Source organism: Anaerococcus sp. HMSC065G05 (assembly GCF_001812365.1).
GTDB lineage: Bacteria > Bacillota > Clostridia > Tissierellales > Peptoniphilaceae > Anaerococcus > Anaerococcus vaginalis.
The window spans coordinates 175,180-197,997 of the sequence record NZ_KV808688.1; the positions used below are offsets into that span (position 1 = coordinate 175,180).

Below are 22,818 nucleotides of genomic sequence, written 5' to 3' on the forward strand. Positions count from 1 at the left end.
AAAATGGTCGTGATATAGAAGCTATAAAGTTTAACGCACAAAAAGATTATAAATATTTAAGTGATAAATTTAAGGCAAATATAATAGGAAATAAAATTGATGCTGTATTTTATCCAGATATAAATGAATTTAATGGTAGAAGAAATTTACAAGTGAAATTAATAGATATAAGGTAGGTGATATTATGGCAAAAGATTTTCAAAAAGAATTTTTAAATTTCAAAAAAATTATTTTAAAAAATAATGAACATGCAGATATTAATTTAATAAAAAAGGCTTATGATTTTGCTGAATATCATCACAGAGGTCAAAAAAGAAATTCTGGAGAAGATTATTTTATTCACCCAATAGCTGTTGCAACAACTATATCTAATATGCAGTTAGATGACCAAACAATTTGCGCAGGATTGATGCATGACGTTTTGGAAGATACACCTGTAACGGAAGAACAAATGAAAGAAATTTTCGGGGAAGAAATAACTTTTTTAGTAGATGGAGTTACAAAACTTAAAAAATTAAATTACAAAACAAAAGAAGAAAAACAAGCCGAAAATATAAGAAAAATGGTTTTGGCTATGAGTAATGACATTAGGGTTATTTTGATAAAGCTTGCTGACCGTTTGCATAATATGAGAACTTTGGAATATAAGACTGAAAAAAAACAAAAGCAAACAGCAAGTGAAACTTTGGAAATTTATGTTCCACTAGCACATAGGCTTGGAATATATACTATGAAATGGGAGCTTGAGGATTTGTGTTTTAGGTATCAAAAACCTGAAGAATATTATGAGCTTGCTCAAATGGTTCACAATAAAAGAAGAGAAAGAGAAGCATACATAAATCAAATAATTGAAACTTTGGATAAGGCTCTTTCATCCTCAAATATAAATTATGAAATTTCTGGAAGACCAAAAGGTTTATTTTCAATTTATAAAAAAATGAGTAGAAATAAAATTGAATTTAACGAAATTTATGATATGACAGCTGTTAGAGTTTTGGTTGATACGGTTGCAGATTGCTATGAAGTTTTGGGAAAAGTTCATTCAATCTGGAGACCAATTCCAAATAGAATTAAAGATTATATTGGACAGCCAAAACCAAATGGTTATAGGTCTTTGCATACAACAGTATTTGGAGAAGATTCTAAGCCATTTGAAGTTCAAATAAGAACAAGGCAAATGCATTATGAATGCGAATATGGAATTGCAGCTCACTGGAAATACAAAGAAAATAAAAGTAAATCAACAGAATTTGATGAAAAACTTACTTTTATTAGACAAATTATGGAATGGCAAAAAGAAGGTGGCAAGGATGTAGATAGTAAGGAATTTCTTGATACCTTAAAAGGAGATTTTTTCTCAAAAGAAATATATATTTATTCTCCAAAAGGAGAGATTTATTCTTTGCCTGTAAATTCTTGTGCAATTGATTTTGCTTATAGAGTTCACACAGAAGTTGGAAATAAATGCGTTGGAGCCAAAGTAAATGGAAAAATCGTTCCATTTTCCCACAAGCTAAATACAGGAGATGTAGTTGAAATTCTTACAAGTAAGAATTCTCAAGGTCCATCAAGAGATTGGCTAAATATGGTCCAATCAAACCAAGCCAAAAGCAAAATCAAACAATTTTTCAAAAGATATAGAAAAGAAGAAAATATTGAAATAGGAAAAGATTCCTTATACAGAGAACTTAGAAAATCAAACGAGATTTACAAAAAAGACATAAAAGATGATTGGCTAATAGAAATTGCAAACGACTTAGGTTATCCAACAAAAGATGAAATGTTTGCATCGATTGGATTTGGCAAAACAAATACAGACCAAATAATTCAAAAATTGATAAAAAAACACAAAGATGAATTGCCTAAAAAAATTGAAGATTTAGATATAAATAAGGAAAAACCAAAAAAATCTTTTTCTAATGAAGTAAGGGTAAGCGATCTTGATGACCAAGTGGATGTAAAATTTGCAAAATGTTGTAATCCAGTACCAGGAGATCAAATTGTTGGATATATTACAAAAGGAAATGGTATAAGCGTTCATGTAAGGACTTGCCCAAATATAACAAGCTTAAAATCTCCAGAAAGATTAATTGATGTATATTGGCAAAATAATTCTGATGATATGTTCCCTGTAAGAATACAAATTACAACAAAAGATAAAACTGGAATTATTTTTGAAATAACTAAATTGATTTCAACGGAAAATGTAAGCATTGAGGCGATGAATGTAAGAAGTAATGAAAATCATGAAGGAATTATTGATCTTACAGTTTCAGTTCCAAATACAGAAAAACTTAATGAATTAATTATGAAATTGAAAACAATAAAAATGATTGAAAGTATATATAGGGTGAAAAGTTAATGAGAGCAATTGTACAAAAAGTAAAAAAAGCAAGTGTAAAAGTTTCTGATGAGTTGATTTCAGAAATAGGAGAGGGATTATTAGTTTTTGTAGCAGTAACAGATTCTGATACAAAAAAAGATATTGATTATATAAAAAAGAAAATTGAAAAATTAAGAATTTTTGAAGATGACCAAGGAAAAATGAATTTGTCTGTAGAAGATGAGGGGGGCGAATTATTAATTGTAAGCCAATTTACCTTATATGGCGATGCAAGAAAAGGAAATAGACCTTCATTTATCAATTCATCAAGTGCAGATAAGGCAGAAGAATATTACGAAATATTGATTAATGAGTTAAAAGATGATGGATTTAATGTAAAAACTGGAAAATTTCAAACACATATGGAAGTTTCATTAATAAATGATGGACCTGTTACTATACAGCTTGATAGTGAAAGGTTGTATTAATGAATATTAAAAAAATCACTGAAGGGCCAATGATGGCTAATTGTTACGTAATTTATGACGAAAATAAAAATGGATTTTTGATTGACCCAGTTTATCCAGGTGGAAAAATTGAAAATTATATAGATAAGAATAAAATTAATATAGAGTTTATTTTATTAACTCATACACATTTTGATCATGTGTTGGGGCTTGAATATTTTAAAAACAAATTGAATGTAGATGTTTACGCTAGTGATGATAGTAAAAATATTGCAAATGATCCAGACTATAATTTATCTAGAGGTTATTGCAATATAAATGTAGAAATTGATTCATATTTAAAAGATGGAGAAGTTTTTTCTCCATTCAAAATAAAAGCTATCAAAACTCAAGGTCATAGTTTAGATTCAATGTCATATAAAATTGAAGATGATATTTTTTCTGGAGATACTTTATTTAATTTATCAATTGGAAGAAGTGATTTTCCAGGAGGAAATTTTAACACTTTGATTAATTCTATAAAAAATAAAATATTTATATATGATGAAAAAACAAAGATTCATCCAGGACATGGAGAATCAAGTAATATTGGTTTTGAAAAAGAAAATAATCCATTTTTAAATTAGGAGGTTAGTATGGAATTTAAAAGAAGTCGCATGTGTGGCGAACTTAGAGAAGAAAATATTGGAGAAGAAGTTGTTTTGATGGGCTGGGTTGCCAAAAAAAGAAATCTAGGCTCATTGGTGTTTATAGACCTTAGAGATAAAACAGGTATAACACAAATTGTAACACGTGAAGATGATAATGAAAATTATAAAATAGTAAAAGATGTAGCTGGAGAATATGTTTTGGAAGTTAAGGGAGAAGTAAGAGAAAGAGAATCTAAAAATCCTGAAATTCCAACAGGAAACATAGAAATAATAGCTAGTAAAATCAATATTTTAGATAAGGCAAAAACACCTCCTATTTATATTAAAGAAGATGATGATGTAAGTGAAAATTTAAAATTAAAATACAGATACCTTGATATGAGAAAACAATCAGTTCAAAAAAATTTAAAATTAAGATCTGATATTGTTAGGTGTATGAGAGAGTATATGTATGATAATGGATTTACAGAAGTTGAAACACCATTTCTTACAAAACCAACTCCAGAAGGAGCAAGAGATTATTTGGTTCCATCAAGAGTTAATCAAGGTAAATTTTACGCATTGCCACAATCTCCACAATTAATGAAACAATTGTTGATGATTGGTTCATTGGATAGGTATTTCCAAATAGTAAAATGTTTTAGAGATGAAGATTTAAGAGCAAATAGACAACCAGAATTTACACAACTAGATCTTGAATTAAGTTTTGCTGATCAAGATGATGTTATTAAAGTGAATGAAGGATTATTAAAAACACTTTTTGATAATTTTACTGACTATGATTTAAAACTTCCAATCCAAAGAATGGATTATTCGGAAGCTATGAATTCATACGGATCTGATAAACCAGATTTAAGATATGGATATAAGATAAATGATATTTCAGAAATATTTAAAGATTGTGATTTTAAAGTTTTCACAGATAATATCAAAGAAGGTCATTCAGTAAGAGCAATCAATTTTAAAGGACAAGCATCAAATTATTCAAGAAAGCAATTAGATAAATTAACAGATTTTGTAAAAGATTATGGCTTAAAAGGATTGAGTTTTATTAAATTTAATTCAAAAGATGACATTAATTCTTCTATTAAAAAATTCTTAACTGACGAAATTGTTGAAAATTTAATAGAAAAATTAGATATTTCTGATAATGATTTGATTTTAATTGGAGCTGATAAAAATAAAACTGTTCTTGAAGGACTTGGAGCTTTAAGAAGAAAAGTTGCAAAAGATCAAAATCTTTATGAAAAAGAATATGCTTTTTGTTGGGTTGTAAACTTCCCTATGTTTGAATATAGCGAAGAAGAAGACAGATACGTTTCACAACACCATCCATTTACAATGCCAAACGAAGAAGATATTGATTTATTACCTACAGAACCTGAAAAGGTAAGAACTCAAGCTTATGATATTGTAATAAATGGAGATGAGATGGGTGGAGGTTCAGTAAGAATAAACAATCAAGAACTTCAAGAAAAAGTATTTAAGGCTTTGAAATTATCTGATGATGACATAGAGCAAAAATTTGGTTTCTTTATAGAAGCTTTACAATATGGAACACCTCCTCATGCAGGACTTGCTTATGGACTTGATAGGTTGGTAATGTTATTTGCAAAAACTGAAAATATTAAAGATATTATTGCATTTCCAAAAACTCAATCAGCAACTTGTCCATTAACTCAAGCGCCAAGTATAGTTGATGAAAAAAGTTTAAATGAATTAAGCATTGAGGTAAAAGAATAAGAGGAGCATCGGATGCAAACTATTAGTAAAAAAGGAATAGTCGTAGAAAACTTAAATGGCAATGTAAAAGTAATGATTCAAAAGGAATCAGGATGTGGATCTTGCTCTTCATGTGGTGGTTGTGAAATAAAACCATCTTACTACACTACATTTACTAATGAAAATCTAAATCCTGGCGATTTTGTTTATCTAGATTCAGATGTAAAAACTGTAAATAGACTTTCTTATTTCACTTATTTATTTCCAGTTTTTATGATGATATTTGGAGCTGTTTTAGCTAATACAATATTTAAGGATAAGTTTCTAGATAATAATTTACTTACTGTTTTGTTTATATTTTTATTTTTAGCAATATCTATTTTTATTTTAAGAATGATGGATAAGAGATATGAAAATAAGGATATAATTACAATAAGAAAAGCCTAATATAGATAAGGTTAGCTTTGCTAACTTTATCTATTTATTTATCTTAAAATTAACGGAGAATATAATGAATGCACCAATAGTTACACTAGTAGGAAGAACTAATGTTGGTAAATCGACATTATTTAATAAATTAGTTGGAAAAAGAAAAGCTATTACAGAAGATGTAAACGGAGTTACTAGGGATAGGGTTTATGATAAAGTTGAATGGGTAGGTCATGAATTTATACTAGCTGATACAGGTGGACTTGATATTTCAAATAAAGAACTTATGAATCAAGAAATAAAGTCTCAAGTTGAAAAAGCCTTATTAGAAAGTGATTTAATTCTTTTTGTTGTAGATGGAAGAGAAGGAATAAATCCACACGATTATGAAATAGCTGATGAAATTAGAAAATATAATAAAAAAGTTATAGTTGTAGCAAACAAAATTGATGGAGCAAATATACCAGATCATATTTATGATTTTTATCAATTTGGTTTTGATGATTTGATTAGTACATCTGCAGAAGGTTCAAAAAATCTTGGAGATTTGTTAGATAAAATTGTTGGTTTTATAGATTTTTCTAAATTTGATACAGATTTAGATGCTACAAGAATAGCAATAATTGGAAAACCTAATGCTGGCAAATCATCTCTTGTAAATCATCTTTTGAATGAAGAAAGAATGATTGTTACCGATATTGCAGGAACTACAAGAGATGCCATAGATACTTATTGGCAATATAAAGGCAATAATTATGTTTTGATTGACACGGCAGGACTTAGGAGAAAAAATAAAGTAAGCGATAATATAGAATATTATGCTAATCAAAGAACTTTTGATGCTGTTGATAGCTCAGAAATTTGTTTATTTTTAATAGATGCAACAGTTGGAGTAACTGAACAAGATACAAAAATAGCAGGATATGCTCACAATCAAAAAAAAGCAATTATAATTGCTGTTAATAAATGGGATAAGGTCCAAAAAGAAACAAACACAATGAAAAATATGGAAAAAGAAATTAGAAATAAACTTTCTTTTGCCTTATATGCCCCAATTATTTTCATTTCAGTTCTAAAAGGACAAAGGATTACAGATCTTTTGAATTTAATTGAAATTGTAAATAGCAATTATCACACAAGAATAAAAACTGGAGTATTAAATACTATCTTGCAAGATGCAATAATGATGACGGCACCGCCTCAAGATAAGGGAAAAAGGTTGAAAATATTTTATATCTCACAAGTTCAAACAGCTCCACCAAAGTTTTTATTGCATGTAAACGACAAAGAGTTGATGCATTTTTCATATCAAAGATATTTGGAAAATCAAATTAGACAAAATTATAGTCTTCAAGGAGTACCTTTTACTTTTGAAATTAGAGAAAGGAAAGAAAAATGAAATTTGTTTTAGTTGCACTTTTTTCATATTTAATTGGTTCTATCCCTTTTTCTTATATAATAGCTAAAGTTTTTTTCAAAAAAGATATAAGAATTATGGGAAGTGGAAATCCTGGAACTACAAATGTATTTAGAAATTTTGGAGCTCTTGCAGGTTGCTTTTGCTTGTTTTTAGATATGGCTAAGGGATTAGTAGCAGTTTATTTTTCCATGTTTTTCCTTGGTGAAAAATACGCATTAACTGCTCTTATTTTTGTGGTTTTAGGTCATATATTTTCAATTTTTTTAAAATTTAAGGGTGGAAAAGGAGTAGCAACATCTGCTGGAGCATTGTTTGCTTATGATTTGAGAGTATTCTTGTGTCTATTAATTTTATTTTTAATAGTTTTCTTACTTACAAGAACAGTTTCAAAAGCATCATTAAGTGCAAGTTTACTTGCTCCATTTATTTCTTATTATTTTCAAGGTCTAAGTGCCTTTACACTAATTATATTATTTGTTGCAATTACTATTATAATTGAACATAGGTCAAATATAATTAGAATTAAAAATCACGAAGAAAAGAAAATGTTTTAAAGGAGTATTATGAAAATTTCAATTATTGGTGCAGGAAGTTGGGCAAGTGCTATTGCTGATTTCCTTTCAAAAGACAATGAAGTTTTAATGTATGCTAGAAATATTGAAGATGTAGATAATATAAATAATTTTCATATCAATAAAAAATATTTTGCTGATATAAAATTAAGTGAAAATATAAAGGCTACTAATAAAATAGAAGACTTATTAGAAAATAAAATTATAATAAATGCTATACCAAGTCAAAAGACAAGAGAAGTATTAAGCAATATAAAAGATGGCCTTGATGGAAAAATTTTGATTAATTTATCCAAAGGAATAGAAATTAAAACATTAAAAACAATATCAAAGGTCGTTTATGAATTAAATCCGAACTGTACTTATGCAGTTTTGTCAGGGCCAAGTCATGCTGAAGAAGTGATTAGAAAAATGCCTACAGCTTTGGTTTGTGCTTGTGAAGATGAAAAAATCGCAAAAGAAATTCAAGATATATTTTCAAAATATTATTTAAGAGTATATACTTCAACTGATGTAATAGGATGTGAAATTGGTGGAGCTATAAAAAATGTTCTTGCTTTTGGTATAGGAATGGTTACAGGTTTGGGATTTGGAGATAATACCAAGGCTGCGATTATGACTAGAGGAATCTATGAAATGAATAAATTTGCCATAAGCCAAGGAGCAGATAGAAAAACAATAAATGGACTTTGTGGAATAGGAGATTTGATTGTTACTGCTACAAGCATGCATTCAAGAAATAATAGGTGTGGAATATTATTTGGAAAAGGCTATTCATTAGATGATGCTTGTAAGGAAGTTAAAACAGTTGTTGAGGGAATACCAACTACAAAGGCTCTTTATAATCTATCAAAAAAAGAAAATATAGAGCTACCTATTACAAACGAAATTTATAAGGTGATTTTTGAAAATAAAAATCCAAAGGATTCTGTTGAAGTTTTGATGAATAGAGATAAAAAAAGCGAATATTAGATTGGATGTGTTATGAGTATAAAAGATAATATTGATGATTTAAAAAAAGACTTAGAAAATTATGATGCTAATCTTTTAGCTGTAACAAAAACTCATGGAATAGATAAAATTATGGAAGTTTACAATTACGGTTTAAGGGATTTTGGAGAAAATAAAGTTCAAGAATTAATAGAAAAAAAAGAAAAAATGCCAGAAGATATTAATTGGCATTTGATAGGTCATTTACAAACTAATAAGGTTAATAAAATTGTAGGCGAAGTTTCATTAATTCATTCGGTTGATTCTTTAAAAATTTTAAAAAAGATTAATAGCCGTGCAAAATCTTTATCAATTGTTCAAGATTGTTTGATACAAGTAAATGTTTCAAAGGAAGAAACAAAGTCAGGTTTTTTTGTTGATGAGATTGATAAAGTGATTGAAGAGGCTTCAAAATTAGATAATATTAACATAAAAGGTTTAATGACTATGGCTCCTAATACAGAAGATGAAAATCTTATTAGAAATTGCTTTAGGGAACTTAAAAAAATATTCGAAAAATTATTCAATTTAAGTTATAATAATATTGAAATGAAATATCTTTCTATGGGAATGACTCATGATTATAAAATAGCTCTTGAAGAAGGGGCTAATATAATTAGAGTAGGATCAAAAATATTTGGTAAAAGGATGTATAAAAATGTTAGATAAATTTAAAGAATTTATAGGAATTGACGATGATTACGATGAATATGATGAAGAAGTTGATGAAGAGGAAGAAGTAGAAAAAACTAGCGAAAAAACTGAAAAAACTTACAGCCCTAGCTCAACTTATGATTTTAACAGCTCAATGGGCTCAGATAACGCTAAGACAAGCACCTATTCATCATTTTCAAATGATTATTCTTCTAATAACAAAGCTAGAAAAATTAGGGGAGGAGACAATATAGTTAGTATGAATAGTAATAATAGAAGCTTCGGAAAAAGCACATCAAATTCTTTTAGAATTTCTATTCAAGAACCATTAAGCTACGATGAAGATGGTCCAAAAATTGTCGATGATATTTTAGATAAAAAAGTTGTAGTATTAAATCTTGAAATGCTTGAAGTTGACAAAAAAAGACAAATTTTAGATTTTGTATCTGGTGCTGTTTATGCTCTTGAGGGAACAGTAGAAAAAGTTTCTAAAGGAATTTTTGTAATTTGTCCAAAGGGCGTAGATATTGATAATTATGTAGAAGATCAAATTTCTAGCGGAAATTACAATCAATTATAATTTGTAATTTAATAAATCTTTTATGAAATTAGAATATAATATTGATTTTGTTGAAGATAAATATGTCAAAGCAAATATAAAAAAAGCTATCTCTTTATTAGAAAAATCATTTTATACTAGAAAGGAAGTTCCAAGTTTTTTCTTAAATCCATTTGAGATTTCTGTATTAAATGATATAGCAAAAATTAATAATATAGAGATAGTTTTTTTGTCATGCAATGAATCTAGCGAAAGACAAATATTTGTTGCAAACCCTTATTCGAATGAAATTAATACTAAAGACTACATAAGTGTATTAAAATTTAAAAAAAATAATATAAAACATCCAGATGTCCTTGGAGCTCTTTTAAACTTAGGTCTTGAAAGAAATGATATTGGAGATATTTATGTTGGAGATGAAATTTGCGAATTTGTAGTTTTAAATAAGGATAAGGATTTTGTTAAATTTAACCTAAGTAAAATAAAAAATGAAAGAGTAAATATTGATTTTAAAAAAGATAATATTTTAAATTTGCAAAAAATTGATTATATAGAAAATAGAGGATTTGTTTCTTCGCTTAGACTTGATAATATTGTTAGTGAATTTATAAATCTTTCAAGGTCAAAGGCAAAGATTTTAATTCAAAGAAGATCAGTTAAGGTTAATTATCAAATTATTGATAATCCTTCAAAAATTATTGATGAAAATTCTTTAATTTCGATTAGAAAAGAAGGCAGATTTATTTTTGATAAGGTAATAGGAAAGAGTAAAAAAGATAATTATCACATAGAATATAGGAAGTATAAATGATTTACACAATTTTAATAATTATTGGAATAATACTAGATAGGTTTACAAAAGCTTATGCAATATCACATTTTATTGAAAATCCAGTTTTTACAAGTTTTATTAATTTTCTTTATGTAGAAAACAGGGGTGCAGCTTTTGGGATATTACAAAATAAGAGGATATTTTTTATTGTATTGACTTTAGTTGTTGTTATTTATTTATTGTATTATTTCATTAGAAACATAAAAAGCAATCCAAAATTATTAAACATTTCATTATCTTTAATTGTTTCTGGAGCTTTAGGGAATTTCTATGACAGATTATTTCATGGATTTGTTGTAGATTTTATAGAATTTTCTTTTTTTGATTTTCCAGTTTTTAATGTAGCAGATATTTTGGTTACAACTGGATCAGTTTTGTTGATTATTTTTATAATTTTCGGAAAAATGGATGGAGAAGAAAATGTCAGTTCAAATAGGAAATGATTGGGATGAAATTTTAAAAGATGAATGGAAAAAAGATTATTATATTAGATTAAGAAAAAATCTTATTAATGAATATAAAAATTATACAATTTATCCAAATATGTATGATATTTTTAATGCATTAAAAAAAGTTTCTTATGAAGATACAAAAGTTGTAATATTAGGACAAGATCCTTACCATGGTGTGGGGCAAGCTCATGGATTTTCTTTTTCTGTTCAAGAAGGTATAAAAACACCTCCATCATTGTTAAATATTTACAAAGAATTACATGATGATTTAGGCTTATATATACCTAATAATGGAAATTTAATTAAATGGGCTAATCAAGGAGTTTTGTTATTAAATTCCACATTAACAGTTAGAGCTCATCAAGCAAATTCTCACAAAGACATAGGGTGGACAATATTAACTGATAATATTATAAAATTATTAAATCAAAGAGAAAAACCTCTTGTATTTATTCTTTGGGGCAAGTTTGCTCAATCTAAAGAAGAGCTAATAACAAATAATAGACATTTAATTTTAAAAAGTGCTCACCCATCTCCATTCGCAGCTCATAGAGGATTTTTTGGTTCAAAACCATTTTCAAAAACCAATGATTTTTTAATAAAAAATAATATGAGTCCAATTGATTGGCAAATAGAAGAGACTGTTGCAAAATGATTTATTCATTCTGTAACAGTCTCTTTTTCGATTAAAAATTTCATAATATTTAAGATATTTTCACAAGAAAAAATCTTATCTTCCATTATGGATATTAAATTTTTATTTATTTTATACTTTCCTTTATTTTCGATATTAAAATTATTAACTGTTACAAAACCCGATGAATTTTTTGATAATTTCCCATACAAAACTATAATTTTTAATTCAATAGAATAGTCGTTAATATTTAATGAATAGTTTTCTCCACGAAAATATGATTTTTTTAAAATTTTATTGGAAATAAAATTTATATAGGCAATATCCTTATCAATATAAGCACTATCTAAGTGAATTTTGTAATTATTTATTTCAAATGAAAGTTCATCATTAATAATTTCTTCAATGTTAGCAATAGCTTCTGTTGCTATTAAGTCATTTTTATTATGAATTAATATAGGCCGTGGATTGTTCCTATTTTTAATATCATCACTTAATTTACTAATAACCTTGTATCGAGATGGGTCATTTCTTTCTATTCCAACAATTTTTTCAATATTAGTAAGTTTCATAGAATCAAATTCAATTAATTTTCTTTTATTCTTTATAATTTTATAAAGGTCCAAATTAATTTGCCATATTGGTTCTTCTTTATTTTCTATTAATCTAATATTTAAAAAAGGTAGGTCAAAAATATCTCCATTATAGGTTATTAATTTTTTGTTTTGAATTTTTTCTTTATAAATTTTTAATAATTTTACTTCTTCTTTATCATTTTTTGAAAAATATTGGTCTATATAAAATTTATTTTTTTTATAATCAAAATATATTAGTCCTAAAACTACAAGCTTATCTTTTTTTGGATCAAGTCCTGTAGTTTCAATATCTAAAATACATTCATCTTTTTTTAAATTTTTCCCATAAAAAGGGTATCTAACACATAACATACTTATACTATACCTTATATTTGATTTATTTTCTTTCTAATAATATAATAAATAAGTTAAAGGATGTGATAAAATGATATATTTAGATAATGCTGCTACAACAAAAATGTATGATGAAGTTATTGATATAGAAAAAGATTTTGAAAAAAATTTTTTTGCCAATCCATCTGCTTTACATAGTTTTGGTATGGATGTGGAAAATAAAGTAAAAGAGGCTAGAGAAATTATTTCCTCTTACATAAATGCAAATGAAAGTGAAATTTATTTTACAAAAGGAGCAACAGAATCCAATAATATAGTAATAAATTCATTAGCAGGTGAAAATAATAAGGCGATAACAACAAAATTAGAACATTCGTCTGTTATTGATGCTTTTGATAATTCAATTTATGAGGAAGTAAAACTAATTTCAAATGATGAATTTGGATTTGTTGATGTTGATAAATTAGAAAAAGCTATTGATGAAAAAACAAAATTAGTATCAATAATTTATGTTCAAAATGAAATAGGAAGTATTCAAGATATAAGAAAAATTTCTGATGTCATTAAGAAAAAAAATAAGGATATTTTATTTCATATAGATGCAACTCAAGCATTAGGTAAAATTTCATGTGATGTTAAAAAATTAGGCGTTGATGCTATGAGCTTTTCGTCACATAAAGTTCATGGACCAAAAGGAATTGGTGGTTTATATATTAAAAATTCCTTTAAAAATAAAATTAAACCCTTAATGTATGGGGGAAGGCAAGAAATATTTTCTTCAGGTACAACCAATGCTCCTGCAATTTACAGCTTTGCTAAGGCATTAGAATTATCAAAAGAAAAAGAAGATTTTTATTATGTTAAAAATTTAAATATTTATTTAAGAAATAAAATTTTGGATAAGTTTTCTGATATTCACGTAAATTCTCCATTAGAAAATTCAAGTCCTTATATATTAAATATATCTTTTGGTAAAATAAAATCAGAAGTTTTACTTCACATGCTAGAATCAGATGAAATTTATGTATCAAGCGGTTCGGCTTGCTCAAAAGGAAATAATAGCAGGATACTTTCAGCGCTTAATTTAAATGAAAAATATATGGATGGAGCTATTAGATTTTCATTTTCAAATGATATTTCCATAGAAGATTTGGATTTAGTAGCTAGTAAATTATATACTTATGTAGAAGAAATAAGAAAGGTGTTTTAATGGAAGATTTACTATCAGTAAGCTTTGGGGAATTATTTTTAAAAGGAAAAAATAGAAATAAATTTTTTAAAGCTGCAATCGATAATATAAAAAGAAATATAAAAGACATTGGCTATGAAGATATGTATCTTGAAAGCTCAAAATTATATATAAATGCCGATAAAAATGATTTTGATGATCTTATTAGAGAAATAAAAAAAGTTTTCGGAATAATTTATATTTCAGAAATTAAAAGATGCGACAAAAATAAAGAATCTATAGAAAATGCTCTAAAAGAAATTTTAGATAATATGGATATAAAAAATAAAACTTTTAAAGTCATAACAAATAGGGTTGATAAGTCTTTCGAAATAAAATCTCCAGAATTTTCACAAATGATGGGTGGTTTTATCCTAAAAAATTATGCCAAAAAAAATAATTTAAAAGTTGACGTTCATAATCCAGATTTTAAAGTTTTTATAGATATAAAAAAATACGCTTATGTTTATGCAAATAGACACGAAGGAATGGGAGGACTTCCACTAGGCTCAAGTGGAAATGGACTTTTGTTATTATCAGGAGGAATTGATTCACCAGTTGCAGGTTTTATGATGGCAAAAAGAGGAATGAGAATTAATTGTCTGCATTTTCATTCTTATCCATTTACATCAAAAAGAGCCTTGCAAAAAGCTATTGATTTAGGAAAAATATTGTCCCAATATACTGGAAATATGAGAATATATTCTGTAAATATGGCAGAAATTTACAAGGCAATAAATAAAAATTGCCATAGAAATCAAACAACAATTTTATCAAGAAGATTTATGATGAGAATAGCTGAAAAAATTTCAGAAAAAAATAGTTATGATGCTTTAATTACAGGAGAAAGTTTAGGTCAAGTTGCAAGTCAAACGGTTGAGTCTATGACTGTAATAGAAGATGCAATAAAACTTCCAATTTTTAAACCATTAATTGCACTTGATAAAACAGAAATAATTGATAGGGCATTATTCATTGGTTCTTATGAAAAAAGTATTGAACCTTATGATGATTGTTGCTCAATTTTTGCCCCATCAAATCCAATTACAAAACCAAAACTAAAATATATAAAAGAAAGTGAAAGTAATTTAGATATTGAAAATCTAGAAAATAAGGCAATTGAAAATATGGAAATATTTGATATATAAGTTGACAAAACTTGTATTTATTGGTAATATATTATGGTAAACCGCTCAGTATGGGTACTGATCACCTTGACTGGCGAGAATCTAAATAGGAGGTGTACTATGTACGCTATAATTAAGACAGGTGGAAAACAATATAAAGTATCAGAAGGCGATCTAGTTAGAGTTGAAAAACTTAATGCAGAAATAGGAGATAGTGTAAGCTTTGAAGATGTACTATTAGTAAAAAGCGATAGTGATTTAAAAGTTGGAACTCCAATAGTTGAAAATGCAAAAGTTGAAGCTACTGTAAAAGATCAAGCTAAAGACAAAAAAATAGTTGTGTTTAAATATAGACCTAAAAAAGCATCAAAAACTAAAAAAGGTCATAGACAACCATATACTTTAGTTGAAATTAACAATATTTCTTGTTAATGATTGATGTTACTTTATTAATAAAAAAAGAAAAAAGATTAGGATTTGCAATAAAAGGTCATGCAAATTTTGATCAACACGGATATGATATAGTTTGTGCTGCAGTGTCTATTTTATCATACACAGCGGTAAATACCCTAGATTATTATGAAATAGATTTTGATTTTTTTGATGATGAAAACGAAATGAAAGTTTCGCTAAAAAATTCAAATGAAAAATCTGAAATTATTTTAAATAATTTTGAAATAGGTATTAAAACTTTACTCACAAATTATAATGAATATGTTAATTTAAATTATAGGGAGGTTTAGGATGTTTTTAAACATAAACTTACAAAGATTTTCTAGTAAAAAAGGAGTTTCTTCTTCTAAAAACGGTAGAGATTCTAATGCAAAAAGACTTGGCGTTAAAAGAGCTGATGGACAAACAGTAAATGCTGGAACAATTATCGTTAGACAAAGAGGAACAAAAATTCACCCTGGCGAAAATGTAAAAAAAGGTGGAGATGACACACTTTTTGCTGTATGCCAAGGAGTAGTTAAATTTGAAAGAAAAGGAAAAAATAGAAAACAAGTTTCTGTATATCCAAAGCAAGACATTGCTTAATAGAGAACTAGCTTGCCCACGGGCAAGCTTTTTTTGTAAAAAGGAAATTTACACCAATGATTGATTATGCAAAAATCGAACTTCAAGCGGGAAAAGGTGGAGATGGTGCAGTCGCCTTCAGAAGAGAAAAATATGAACCTACAGGAGGTCCTGCAGGTGGAGATGGAGGAGATGGAGCAAGCATTTATATAAAAGCTACAAATTCCCTTTCAACCCTTGAAGAATATAGATATAAAACAAAATATAAAGCAACAAATGGCGAAGACGGTATGGGTAAAAAAAGATTTGGAAAAAAAGGAGAAGATCTTTATTTATATGTACCAGTTGGAACAATTGTTAGAGAAAGTACAAGCGGAAAAATTATAAAAGATTTGAAAAAAAATGGAGAAGAATTTCTAATAGCAAAAGGTGGCAAAGGTGGAAAAGGAAATGTTCATTACAAATCTTCCACAAGGCAAGCTCCACGTTTTGCTCAAAAAGGAAAAGAAGGTCAAAAAATAACTATAAGCCTTGAGCTTAAAATTTTGGCTGATGTTGGTTTGGTTGGACTTCCAAATGTAGGAAAATCAACCTTGATTTCTGTTATTTCTAAAGCAAAACCAAAAATTGCAAATTACCATTTTACAACTCTTGATCCAAATCTAGGAGTTGTTAAAATTGATAAAGAAAGATCTTTTATAGTTGCTGACATTCCAGGACTAATAGAAGGTGCCAATGAAGGCTTAGGTCTTGGCCATGATTTTTTAAAACACGTTCAAAGATGTAAAATTCTTGTTCATTTAGTAGACATTTCAGGTTTTGAAGGACGAGATCCTATTGAAGATTTTGAGCTTATAAATAAGGAATTAAAATTATTTGATGAAAATCTTTATAACAAATATCAAATAGTTGCTCTTAATAAATCAGACTTAGATTTTAATGAAAATTATAAAAAGTTTGAAGAAAAATACTCAGATAAATATAAAATTTTTAGAATTTCGGCAGCTACAACAAATGGAATCAAAGATTTGATTGATGAAGTTTCAAGAGTTTTATATAATTTTGAAGATGAACAATATAATCTAGATGAAAAAGTCGATGAAGCTTATCTTGAAGAATTTTATGATAAGTCAATTGCAAGTGATGAATTAAACTTTGAAATAGAAGATGGGATTTATGTTTGCAATGGATATAGAATCGATAAGCTTTTAGAAAAAGTTAATTTAGATGATTATGATAGTCGTATGTATTTCGAAAAAAATCTAAGAGAAATGGGTGTTTTTGAAAAATTTGTAGAAATGGGAATCCAAGAAGGAGATTCTGTTGCTATAGGAGATATAGTTTTTGATTATTATGAATAGGAGATAAAATGATTTCAGGAAAACAAAGATCATATTTAAAATCTTTAGCTCATGATTTAAAGCCAATTGTTAATATAGGAAAAAATTCATTAACTGATGAAGTAATCACTTCAATTGATGAGGCTTTGGAAAAAAGAGAGCTTATAAAAATAAAAATACTAAACAATAACTTAGACGATAATGATGAAATTGTTGATGAAGTTATTGAAAAATTAAATTGTGAATTTGTTTCTCATTTAGGTAATATTTTTACCATATATAGAGAAAGCAAAAAAAACAAAAAGATAGATTTATAATGAAAATTGGTCTATTTGGTGGTACATTTGACCCAATTCATATTGGGCACATGATATTGATGGAAAATGTGATTAATAATTTGGATTTGGATAAAATATATGTTCTTCCAAATTCAAATCCACCACACAAATTAGAAAATAAAAAAACAGCCTTAAATTTAAGGCTAAAAATGGTAAATGAAACAATAAAAGACAATCCAAAACTTGAAATAAATGATTATGATTATAGAGATAATGAAATTCACTATACCTTTAACACAATTAATTATTTTAAAAAATCTTATCCCAATGATGAATTTTTCTTTATAATGGGGGAAGATTCTTTTCTTGATATTGAAAAATGGAAAAATTACAAAGAAATATTGAAAGAAAATTTGATTATTTTTAAAAGATATAGCAATAAAAATTTTTCTCTTATATCTAAAATAAATCAAGTAAGAAAGTATAATAAAAATATATACCTAATTGATAATATAGCTTTAGATATTTCATCAACTTTGATAAGAGACTTAGTAAAAGAAAATAAAAGTATCAGATATTTGGTAAATGATGAAGTTATAAATATCATTAAAGAGGAGAAATTGTATGTTTAATTTTTCTAAATATAAAGACAAGCTTAAAAATGATATTGGAGAAAAAAGATTTAATCATGTAATCAGAGTTAAGGATATGGCTTTAAAAATCAATAAAAATATAGATATTGAGAAAATAAAAACAGCAGCTTTATTACACGATTGTGCAAAATATAATGAAAAATATTATTTAGATAAGTATAAGAAATATTGTGATTTTTCAAATGAAATTATTAGCAATAAAGCAATTTTACATTCATTTTTAGGACCTATTGTAGCTAAATATGAATATGGAGTAGATGATGAAGAAATTTTAAATGCAATTAAATATCATACTACTGGAAAAGAAAATATGACTGATTTTGAAAAAATAATATTTCTTGCAGATGCTTGTGAAGAAAATAGAAATTATGATGGCGTGGATAAATTAAGAGAGTTAGCATTTAAAAATTTAGATGATGCTGTTTTATTTAGCTTAGATGGAACTATAAAGTCATTGGTTGATAGGAAGATGGTAATATTTCCTTTGACTATAAAAGCAAGAAATTATTTATTAAGGGAGAAAAATGGGTAAATTAGATATTATAGTAAAAACTTTAGAAGATAAACAAGCTTATGATATTAAAGTTATTGATCTTGAAAATAAATCTTCAATAGCAGATTATTTTGTACTTGCTACTGGAAATTCAATTAATCAAAATAAAGCTTTAATAGAATATATTGAGGAAAATCTTAAAAAAGAAGGATTTGATGTTTTATCTATCGAAGGATTGAGAGAAGGAAAATGGATATTAATGGACTGTGGAGAAGTGATAGTTCATATATTTTCATCAAATCAAAGAGAATTTTATAATATAGAAGATTTATGGGAGTCATAAATTATCGTTTAATAGAGGTATTTTATGGAAACTGATAAAAAAGATAAGATTATCATTGCTTTGATAATTGGAATTGTTATTGTTATATCTCGAAATTTTGTTTCAAGTCGAAATAATGATGAGCTTGTATTTGAAAAACAAGGCTTGTCAATTGAAATGAAATCAACTGATGATAAGAAAAATAATGATGATAATAAACTAAATTCTGAATCAAAAAATTCTATTAAAAAAGTACATATTAGTGGTGAAATCAATAAGCCTGGAGTTTATCAAATAAATGAAGATTATAGATTAGAGGATTTAGTAAATGATGCGGGAGGGCTTACTGAAAACGCTGATATTGATAAAATAAATTTGGCATTAAAGCTTGAAGATCAAATGAGAATAATAATTCCAAACATCAATGACAAAAATAATGATGTGGAAGTTTCTACAAATCAACTTATTAGTCCCGTAGAAAAAATTGATGATAAAAAGGTTAATATTAACAAAGCTGATAAGGCTCAGTTGATGACTTTGCCAAATATTGGAGAAAAAAGAGCGCAAGCTATTATTGAATATAGAGAAAAAAACAAATTTAATAAGATTGAAGATATTAAAAATGTATCTGGCATTGGGGATAAGTATTTTGAAGCGATGAAAGATATGATAGTGATAGATTGAGGAGTAAATATGAAATTATCAACTAGAGGTAGGTATGGACTTAGAGCTATACATTATTTAGCAGAAAATGAAGATAATGGATATATTTCAGTTTCTGATATTTCTAATGCCTTAAAGTTGCCAGAAAATTACTTAGAACAATTAATAAGAATACTAAAAAGAAATAATTTAGTAATATCAGCAAGAGGCGCTAAGGGAGGTTACAAACTTTCTAGAAATTCAAGTGAAATTACAGTTGGAGATGTTTTGAGAGTATTGGAAGGCGAAATGACCTCAAGTGAATGTGTAGCTGATAGAAATAACTGTAATAATTCGGAATGTGAAGCTTATTATGTTTTTGCAAAAATTGATGATGCTATCAACAAGGCAGTTAATTCAATAACTATAAAAGATATGGTTAATGAAAAACTATAAATAGGAGAAAATTATGAGAAAACTAGGAATGAACGAACTTAGAAAAGAATATTTAAATTTTTTTGGCTCTAAAAAAAATCATACAGTATTAAAATCATTTTCTTTAATACCAGAAGATGATGAATCATTACTTTTAATCAATGCTGGTATGGCACCATTAAAAAAATATTTTACTGGCGAAAAGAAAATGAAAAATAACAGAGCTACATCTTCACAAAGATGTATAAGGACTGGAGATATTGAAAGAGTTGGAATAACTGAAAGGCATGGAACTTTTTTTGAAATGCTTGGCAATTTTTCTTTTGGAGATTATTTTAAGAGAGAAGCTATACATTGGGCATACGAATTTTTAACAGTTAATCTTGAAATTGATAAAAATCTTTTGTGGGTTTCAGTTTATGAAAATGATGACGAAGCATTTGATATTTGGCATGATGAAATAGGAATTGCCAAAGATAGAATTTTAAGATTTGGAAAAGAAGATAATTTTTGGGAATTAGAAGTAGGTCCATGTGGGCCGGATTCAGAAATTTTTGTTGACAGAGGTATAGAAAAAGCTGTTGATGAAAATGATAATAAACCAGGAAATGATGATTCAGATAGGTTTATGGAAGTTTGGAACTTAGTTTTCACTCAATTTAATAAAAACGCAAATAAGGAATATATACCATTAGCTCATCCAAATATTGATACAGGAATGGGACTTGAAAGAATGGCAATGGTTCTTCAAAATAAAGACAATATTTTTGAGGTTGATGTAAACCAAAATATTATCAAAGAAATTGAAGAATTATCAAATAAAAAATACAAGGAAAATAAAAAAGATGATATTTCTATAAGAGTTATTGCAGATCACGCTAAAGCTATGACTTTTATGGTATCAGACGGCATTCAACCTTCAAATGAAAAAAGAGGATATGTTTTAAGAAGACTAATAAGAAGAGCATTTAGACATGGAAAACTATTAGGAATTGAAGGAGAATTTTTATCATCTATTGTTGATTGCGTTATTGATTCTTATAAAGTTGAGTATGATGAACTTACAAAAAATAGAGAAAAAATTATTAATATTATAGAAAAAGAAGAAGAAAATTTCCAAAAAACAATTGACAGTGGTCTGGATATTTTAAATTCTTATATTAAAGAATTAAAAGAAAATAATAAAGATATACTTAGAGGTAAAGATGCATTTAAGTTGTATGATACTTATGGTTTTCCTTTAGATTTGACAAAAGAAATTCTTGACGAAAATGATTTAAAAGTTGATACAAAAGAATTTGATGAATATATGGAAAATCAAAGAAATCTTGCAAGAAATGCAAGAAAATCTGATGCGGGTTGGTCTCTTGAATCGATAAATGTAGATGAATTTAAACAAACAGAATTTGTAGGTTATGAAAATTTTGAAATAAATGCAAACATTATTGGCTTATTTGATAATAAAGAAAAAGTAAACTTTATAAAAAAAGGTCATAAGGGTATAATTGTAAGTGATAAGACTTCTTTTTATGCAGAAGGTGGCGGACAAGTAGCTGATACAGGATTTATTATCACAGATGATGCAAAAGCAAAAGTTTATAATGTACAAAAGAAAAAAGATGTTATACTTCATTATGTTGAAGTTGAAGAAGGTAAGTTAGAATCTTGTAATGCATTATTTAAAGTTAATAAACAAAGAAGATTAGATATAACAAGAAACCACACTGCAACACATTTACTAGATCAAGCTTTGAGAAATTTATTAAGTGATGAAGTTAAACAAGCTGGATCATTAGTAGATGAATATAAATTAAGATTTGATTTTACTTATCCAAATGCTTTAACTAAGGATGAAATCAAGAAAATAGAAGATGAAGTAAATGAAAAAATCAGAGAACAATTACCTGTAAAAAAAGAAATTATGTCTTATAAAGAATCAGAAAAACTTGGAGCTATAGGTTTATTTGAAGATAAATATAAAGATATGGTTAGAGTTGTTTCAGTTTCTGATTATTCAAAAGAATTATGTGGTGGATGTCATGTAAACAATTCATCTGAGATTTTAATGTTTAAAATAATTCAAGAATCATCTGCAGCTTCAGGCATAAGAAGAATTGAGGCTATAACAGGAAAAAAAGTTTATGAATATTTAAATAAAAATATAGAATTAATTAACTCGATTTCCGATGAATTAAAATCAAACCATAAAAATCTATTGTCAAGAGCTAAATCTTTAAATGAAGAAATAAAAGAGCTCAAAGATGACATTCAAAAGCTAAAGGAATTCAATGAAAAAGATATTTATAAAGATATGGAAAGTGAAGTTAAGGATATTAATGGTATAAATCTTTTAGTTCACAAATTTGATAATGAAGATCTTGATACATTGAGAAATTTTGAAAACAGAATAAAAGACAAATACAAAGATTTAATAATTGTATTTGCTACTGTAAAAGATAATAAAATAATCTTTACAGCATCTGTTTCTGATTCATTAACAGATAAATACAATGCAGGAAAAATTGTCAAAGAAGTTAGTAAAATAACAGGTGGAAACGGTGGAGGAAAGAAAAATTTCGCTCAAGCTGGAGGTAAAGATATTTCTAAACTAGATGAAGCTTTAGAAAAAGTTTATGATTTAATATAAGGA

27 protein-coding genes and 1 pseudogene are annotated in these 22,818 nt (G+C 26.9%); 27 read left to right on the forward strand and 1 reads right to left on the reverse strand.

From position 1 onward, the window contains the following. The 14 genes and pseudogenes from HMPREF2852_RS09685 to HMPREF2852_RS01550 form a co-directional block, all read left to right on the forward strand. Positions 1–176: pseudogene (locus HMPREF2852_RS09685) on the forward strand (single-stranded-DNA-specific exonuclease RecJ); the annotation flags it as partial. A gap of 8 nt (positions 177–184) precedes the next feature. After that, on the forward strand, positions 185–2,362 hold the full coding sequence (locus HMPREF2852_RS01490; RefSeq protein ID WP_070605462.1) for a RelA/SpoT family protein: 2,178 nt from the start codon (positions 185–187) through the stop codon (positions 2,360–2,362). Further along, a complete protein-coding gene (gene dtd, locus HMPREF2852_RS01495; RefSeq protein WP_070605465.1) occupies positions 2,362–2,811 on the forward strand; it encodes a D-aminoacyl-tRNA deacylase in 450 nt (149 codons plus the stop codon). The genes HMPREF2852_RS01490 and dtd overlap by 1 nt, the downstream gene beginning before the upstream one ends. Beyond that, complete coding sequence (locus HMPREF2852_RS01500) at positions 2,811–3,416, forward strand: MBL fold metallo-hydrolase (RefSeq protein ID WP_070605468.1); 606 nt, start codon at positions 2,811–2,813, stop codon at positions 3,414–3,416. Before dtd ends, HMPREF2852_RS01500 begins: the two co-directional genes overlap by 1 nt. Before the next feature lie 9 nt (positions 3,417–3,425). Continuing rightward, the gene (gene aspS, locus HMPREF2852_RS01505; RefSeq protein ID WP_070605471.1) at positions 3,426–5,183 is read left to right on the forward strand and encodes an aspartate--tRNA ligase; all 1,758 of its coding nucleotides are present in this window, start codon (positions 3,426–3,428) and stop codon (positions 5,181–5,183) included. A gap of 12 nt (positions 5,184–5,195) precedes the next feature. Continuing rightward, positions 5,196–5,609, forward strand: a complete 414-nt coding sequence (locus tag HMPREF2852_RS01510) for a SoxR reducing system RseC family protein (protein WP_004838775.1) — start codon at positions 5,196–5,198, stop codon at positions 5,607–5,609. 64 nt (positions 5,610–5,673) lie between these two features. After that, positions 5,674–6,990 carry a ribosome biogenesis GTPase Der gene (der, locus tag HMPREF2852_RS01515; RefSeq protein ID WP_070605474.1) on the forward strand — a complete coding sequence of 439 codons (1,317 nt, stop codon included), beginning with the start codon at positions 5,674–5,676 and terminating at the stop codon, positions 6,988–6,990. Continuing rightward, positions 6,987–7,565, forward strand: a complete 579-nt coding sequence (gene plsY / locus HMPREF2852_RS01520) for a glycerol-3-phosphate 1-O-acyltransferase PlsY (RefSeq protein WP_070605481.1) — start codon at positions 6,987–6,989, stop codon at positions 7,563–7,565. Before der ends, plsY begins: the two co-directional genes overlap by 4 nt. A gap of 9 nt (positions 7,566–7,574) precedes the next feature. After that, entirely contained in the window at positions 7,575–8,555 is a 981-nt protein-coding gene (locus tag HMPREF2852_RS01525) for an NAD(P)H-dependent glycerol-3-phosphate dehydrogenase (protein ID WP_070605485.1), read from the forward strand. A gap of 12 nt (positions 8,556–8,567) precedes the next feature. Further along, complete coding sequence (locus HMPREF2852_RS01530) at positions 8,568–9,242, forward strand: YggS family pyridoxal phosphate-dependent enzyme (protein ID WP_070605487.1); 675 nt, start codon at positions 8,568–8,570, stop codon at positions 9,240–9,242. After that, positions 9,232–9,807 carry a cell division protein SepF gene (locus tag HMPREF2852_RS01535; protein ID WP_070605489.1) on the forward strand — a complete coding sequence of 192 codons (576 nt, stop codon included), beginning with the start codon at positions 9,232–9,234 and terminating at the stop codon, positions 9,805–9,807. Before HMPREF2852_RS01530 ends, HMPREF2852_RS01535 begins: the two co-directional genes overlap by 11 nt. A gap of 22 nt (positions 9,808–9,829) precedes the next feature. Beyond that, positions 9,830–10,597 carry a YlmH/Sll1252 family protein gene (locus HMPREF2852_RS01540; protein ID WP_070605491.1) on the forward strand — a complete coding sequence of 256 codons (768 nt, stop codon included), beginning with the start codon at positions 9,830–9,832 and terminating at the stop codon, positions 10,595–10,597. Continuing rightward, positions 10,594–11,061, forward strand: a complete 468-nt coding sequence (gene lspA, locus HMPREF2852_RS01545; protein ID WP_070605493.1) for a signal peptidase II — start codon at positions 10,594–10,596, stop codon at positions 11,059–11,061. The genes HMPREF2852_RS01540 and lspA overlap by 4 nt, the downstream gene beginning before the upstream one ends. Next, on the forward strand, positions 11,039–11,725 hold the full coding sequence (locus tag HMPREF2852_RS01550) for a uracil-DNA glycosylase (protein ID WP_070605495.1): 687 nt from the start codon (positions 11,039–11,041) through the stop codon (positions 11,723–11,725). Before lspA ends, HMPREF2852_RS01550 begins: the two co-directional genes overlap by 23 nt. 5 nt (positions 11,726–11,730) lie before the next feature. Here HMPREF2852_RS01550 and HMPREF2852_RS01555 read toward each other — a convergent pair whose 3' ends face one another. Next, positions 11,731–12,651: a ribonuclease H-like domain-containing protein gene (locus HMPREF2852_RS01555; RefSeq protein WP_070605496.1), complete on the reverse strand. Its 921-nt coding sequence runs from the start codon at positions 12,649–12,651 to the stop codon at positions 11,731–11,733. A gap of 73 nt (positions 12,652–12,724) precedes the next feature. Here HMPREF2852_RS01555 and HMPREF2852_RS01560 point away from each other — a divergent pair, with 73 nt between their 5' ends. The 13 genes from HMPREF2852_RS01560 to alaS all read left to right on the forward strand — a co-directional run bounded on the left by HMPREF2852_RS01560 (position 12,725) and on the right by alaS (position 22,815). Further along, positions 12,725–13,843 (forward strand): cysteine desulfurase family protein, encoded by a 1,119-nt coding sequence (locus HMPREF2852_RS01560; RefSeq protein WP_070605498.1) that lies wholly within the window; start codon positions 12,725–12,727, stop codon positions 13,841–13,843. After that, positions 13,843–15,009, forward strand: coding sequence for a tRNA uracil 4-sulfurtransferase ThiI (thiI, locus tag HMPREF2852_RS01565; protein ID WP_070605500.1), 1,167 nt, complete (start codon positions 13,843–13,845; stop codon positions 15,007–15,009). The genes HMPREF2852_RS01560 and thiI overlap by 1 nt, the downstream gene beginning before the upstream one ends. A gap of 99 nt (positions 15,010–15,108) precedes the next feature. Beyond that, positions 15,109–15,420: a 50S ribosomal protein L21 gene (gene rplU, locus HMPREF2852_RS01570; protein ID WP_004838787.1), complete on the forward strand. Its 312-nt coding sequence runs from the start codon at positions 15,109–15,111 to the stop codon at positions 15,418–15,420. Continuing rightward, positions 15,420–15,731: a ribosomal-processing cysteine protease Prp gene (locus tag HMPREF2852_RS01575; RefSeq protein WP_004838788.1), complete on the forward strand. Its 312-nt coding sequence runs from the start codon at positions 15,420–15,422 to the stop codon at positions 15,729–15,731. Before rplU ends, HMPREF2852_RS01575 begins: the two co-directional genes overlap by 1 nt. A 1-nt stretch (position 15,732) precedes the next feature. Beyond that, positions 15,733–16,026: a 50S ribosomal protein L27 gene (gene rpmA, locus HMPREF2852_RS01580; protein WP_004838789.1), complete on the forward strand. Its 294-nt coding sequence runs from the start codon at positions 15,733–15,735 to the stop codon at positions 16,024–16,026. A 56-nt stretch (positions 16,027–16,082) separates the two neighbouring features. Then, positions 16,083–17,366: a GTPase ObgE gene (gene obgE / locus HMPREF2852_RS01585; protein ID WP_070605502.1), complete on the forward strand. Its 1,284-nt coding sequence runs from the start codon at positions 16,083–16,085 to the stop codon at positions 17,364–17,366. Positions 17,367–17,374: 8 nt separating this feature from the next. Beyond that, complete coding sequence (gene yhbY / locus HMPREF2852_RS01590) at positions 17,375–17,662, forward strand: ribosome assembly RNA-binding protein YhbY (protein WP_004838791.1); 288 nt, start codon at positions 17,375–17,377, stop codon at positions 17,660–17,662. After that, positions 17,662–18,255, forward strand: coding sequence for a nicotinate (nicotinamide) nucleotide adenylyltransferase (gene nadD / locus HMPREF2852_RS01595; RefSeq protein ID WP_070605504.1), 594 nt, complete (start codon positions 17,662–17,664; stop codon positions 18,253–18,255). Before yhbY ends, nadD begins: the two co-directional genes overlap by 1 nt. Further along, positions 18,248–18,808: a bis(5'-nucleosyl)-tetraphosphatase (symmetrical) YqeK gene (gene yqeK, locus HMPREF2852_RS01600; RefSeq protein ID WP_070605506.1), complete on the forward strand. Its 561-nt coding sequence runs from the start codon at positions 18,248–18,250 to the stop codon at positions 18,806–18,808. The genes nadD and yqeK overlap by 8 nt, the downstream gene beginning before the upstream one ends. Then, positions 18,801–19,112, forward strand: a complete 312-nt coding sequence (gene rsfS / locus HMPREF2852_RS01605) for a ribosome silencing factor (protein WP_004838794.1) — start codon at positions 18,801–18,803, stop codon at positions 19,110–19,112. The genes yqeK and rsfS overlap by 8 nt, the downstream gene beginning before the upstream one ends. Positions 19,113–19,136: 24 nt before the next feature. After that, positions 19,137–19,775, forward strand: coding sequence for a DUF655 domain-containing protein (locus HMPREF2852_RS01610; protein WP_070605508.1), 639 nt, complete (start codon positions 19,137–19,139; stop codon positions 19,773–19,775). Between the two features lie 9 nt (positions 19,776–19,784). Then, complete coding sequence (locus tag HMPREF2852_RS01615; protein ID WP_004838796.1) at positions 19,785–20,189, forward strand: RrF2 family transcriptional regulator; 405 nt, start codon at positions 19,785–19,787, stop codon at positions 20,187–20,189. Between the two features lie 13 nt (positions 20,190–20,202). After that, on the forward strand, positions 20,203–22,815 hold the full coding sequence (alaS, locus tag HMPREF2852_RS01620; protein ID WP_070605511.1) for an alanine--tRNA ligase: 2,613 nt from the start codon (positions 20,203–20,205) through the stop codon (positions 22,813–22,815). Positions 22,816–22,818: the final 3 nt, after the last annotated feature.

Coding starts and splice junctions, on each gene's coding strand:
- HMPREF2852_RS01490 (WP_070605462.1), top strand. CDS start 185: ATGGCAAAAGATTTTCAAAAAGAATTTTTAAATTTCAAAAAAATTATT.
- dtd (WP_070605465.1), top strand. CDS start 2,362: ATGAGAGCAATTGTACAAAAAGTAAAAAAAGCAAGTGTAAAAGTTTCT.
- HMPREF2852_RS01500 (WP_070605468.1), top strand. CDS start 2,811: ATGAATATTAAAAAAATCACTGAAGGGCCAATGATGGCTAATTGTTAC.
- aspS (WP_070605471.1), top strand. CDS start 3,426: ATGGAATTTAAAAGAAGTCGCATGTGTGGCGAACTTAGAGAAGAAAAT.
- HMPREF2852_RS01510 (WP_004838775.1), top strand. CDS start 5,196: ATGCAAACTATTAGTAAAAAAGGAATAGTCGTAGAAAACTTAAATGGC.
- der (WP_070605474.1), top strand. CDS start 5,674: ATGAATGCACCAATAGTTACACTAGTAGGAAGAACTAATGTTGGTAAA.
- plsY (WP_070605481.1), top strand. CDS start 6,987: ATGAAATTTGTTTTAGTTGCACTTTTTTCATATTTAATTGGTTCTATC.
- HMPREF2852_RS01525 (WP_070605485.1), top strand. CDS start 7,575: ATGAAAATTTCAATTATTGGTGCAGGAAGTTGGGCAAGTGCTATTGCT.
- HMPREF2852_RS01530 (WP_070605487.1), top strand. CDS start 8,568: ATGAGTATAAAAGATAATATTGATGATTTAAAAAAAGACTTAGAAAAT.
- HMPREF2852_RS01535 (WP_070605489.1), top strand. CDS start 9,232: ATGTTAGATAAATTTAAAGAATTTATAGGAATTGACGATGATTACGAT.
- HMPREF2852_RS01540 (WP_070605491.1), top strand. CDS start 9,830: ATGAAATTAGAATATAATATTGATTTTGTTGAAGATAAATATGTCAAA.
- lspA (WP_070605493.1), top strand. CDS start 10,594: ATGATTTACACAATTTTAATAATTATTGGAATAATACTAGATAGGTTT.
- HMPREF2852_RS01550 (WP_070605495.1), top strand. CDS start 11,039: ATGTCAGTTCAAATAGGAAATGATTGGGATGAAATTTTAAAAGATGAA.
- HMPREF2852_RS01555 (WP_070605496.1), bottom strand. CDS start 12,651: ATGTTATGTGTTAGATACCCTTTTTATGGGAAAAATTTAAAAAAAGAT.
- HMPREF2852_RS01560 (WP_070605498.1), top strand. CDS start 12,725: ATGATATATTTAGATAATGCTGCTACAACAAAAATGTATGATGAAGTT.
- thiI (WP_070605500.1), top strand. CDS start 13,843: ATGGAAGATTTACTATCAGTAAGCTTTGGGGAATTATTTTTAAAAGGA.
- rplU (WP_004838787.1), top strand. CDS start 15,109: ATGTACGCTATAATTAAGACAGGTGGAAAACAATATAAAGTATCAGAA.
- HMPREF2852_RS01575 (WP_004838788.1), top strand. CDS start 15,420: ATGATTGATGTTACTTTATTAATAAAAAAAGAAAAAAGATTAGGATTT.
- rpmA (WP_004838789.1), top strand. CDS start 15,733: ATGTTTTTAAACATAAACTTACAAAGATTTTCTAGTAAAAAAGGAGTT.
- obgE (WP_070605502.1), top strand. CDS start 16,083: ATGATTGATTATGCAAAAATCGAACTTCAAGCGGGAAAAGGTGGAGAT.
- yhbY (WP_004838791.1), top strand. CDS start 17,375: ATGATTTCAGGAAAACAAAGATCATATTTAAAATCTTTAGCTCATGAT.
- nadD (WP_070605504.1), top strand. CDS start 17,662: ATGAAAATTGGTCTATTTGGTGGTACATTTGACCCAATTCATATTGGG.
- yqeK (WP_070605506.1), top strand. CDS start 18,248: ATGTTTAATTTTTCTAAATATAAAGACAAGCTTAAAAATGATATTGGA.
- rsfS (WP_004838794.1), top strand. CDS start 18,801: ATGGGTAAATTAGATATTATAGTAAAAACTTTAGAAGATAAACAAGCT.
- HMPREF2852_RS01610 (WP_070605508.1), top strand. CDS start 19,137: ATGGAAACTGATAAAAAAGATAAGATTATCATTGCTTTGATAATTGGA.
- HMPREF2852_RS01615 (WP_004838796.1), top strand. CDS start 19,785: ATGAAATTATCAACTAGAGGTAGGTATGGACTTAGAGCTATACATTAT.
- alaS (WP_070605511.1), top strand. CDS start 20,203: ATGAGAAAACTAGGAATGAACGAACTTAGAAAAGAATATTTAAATTTT.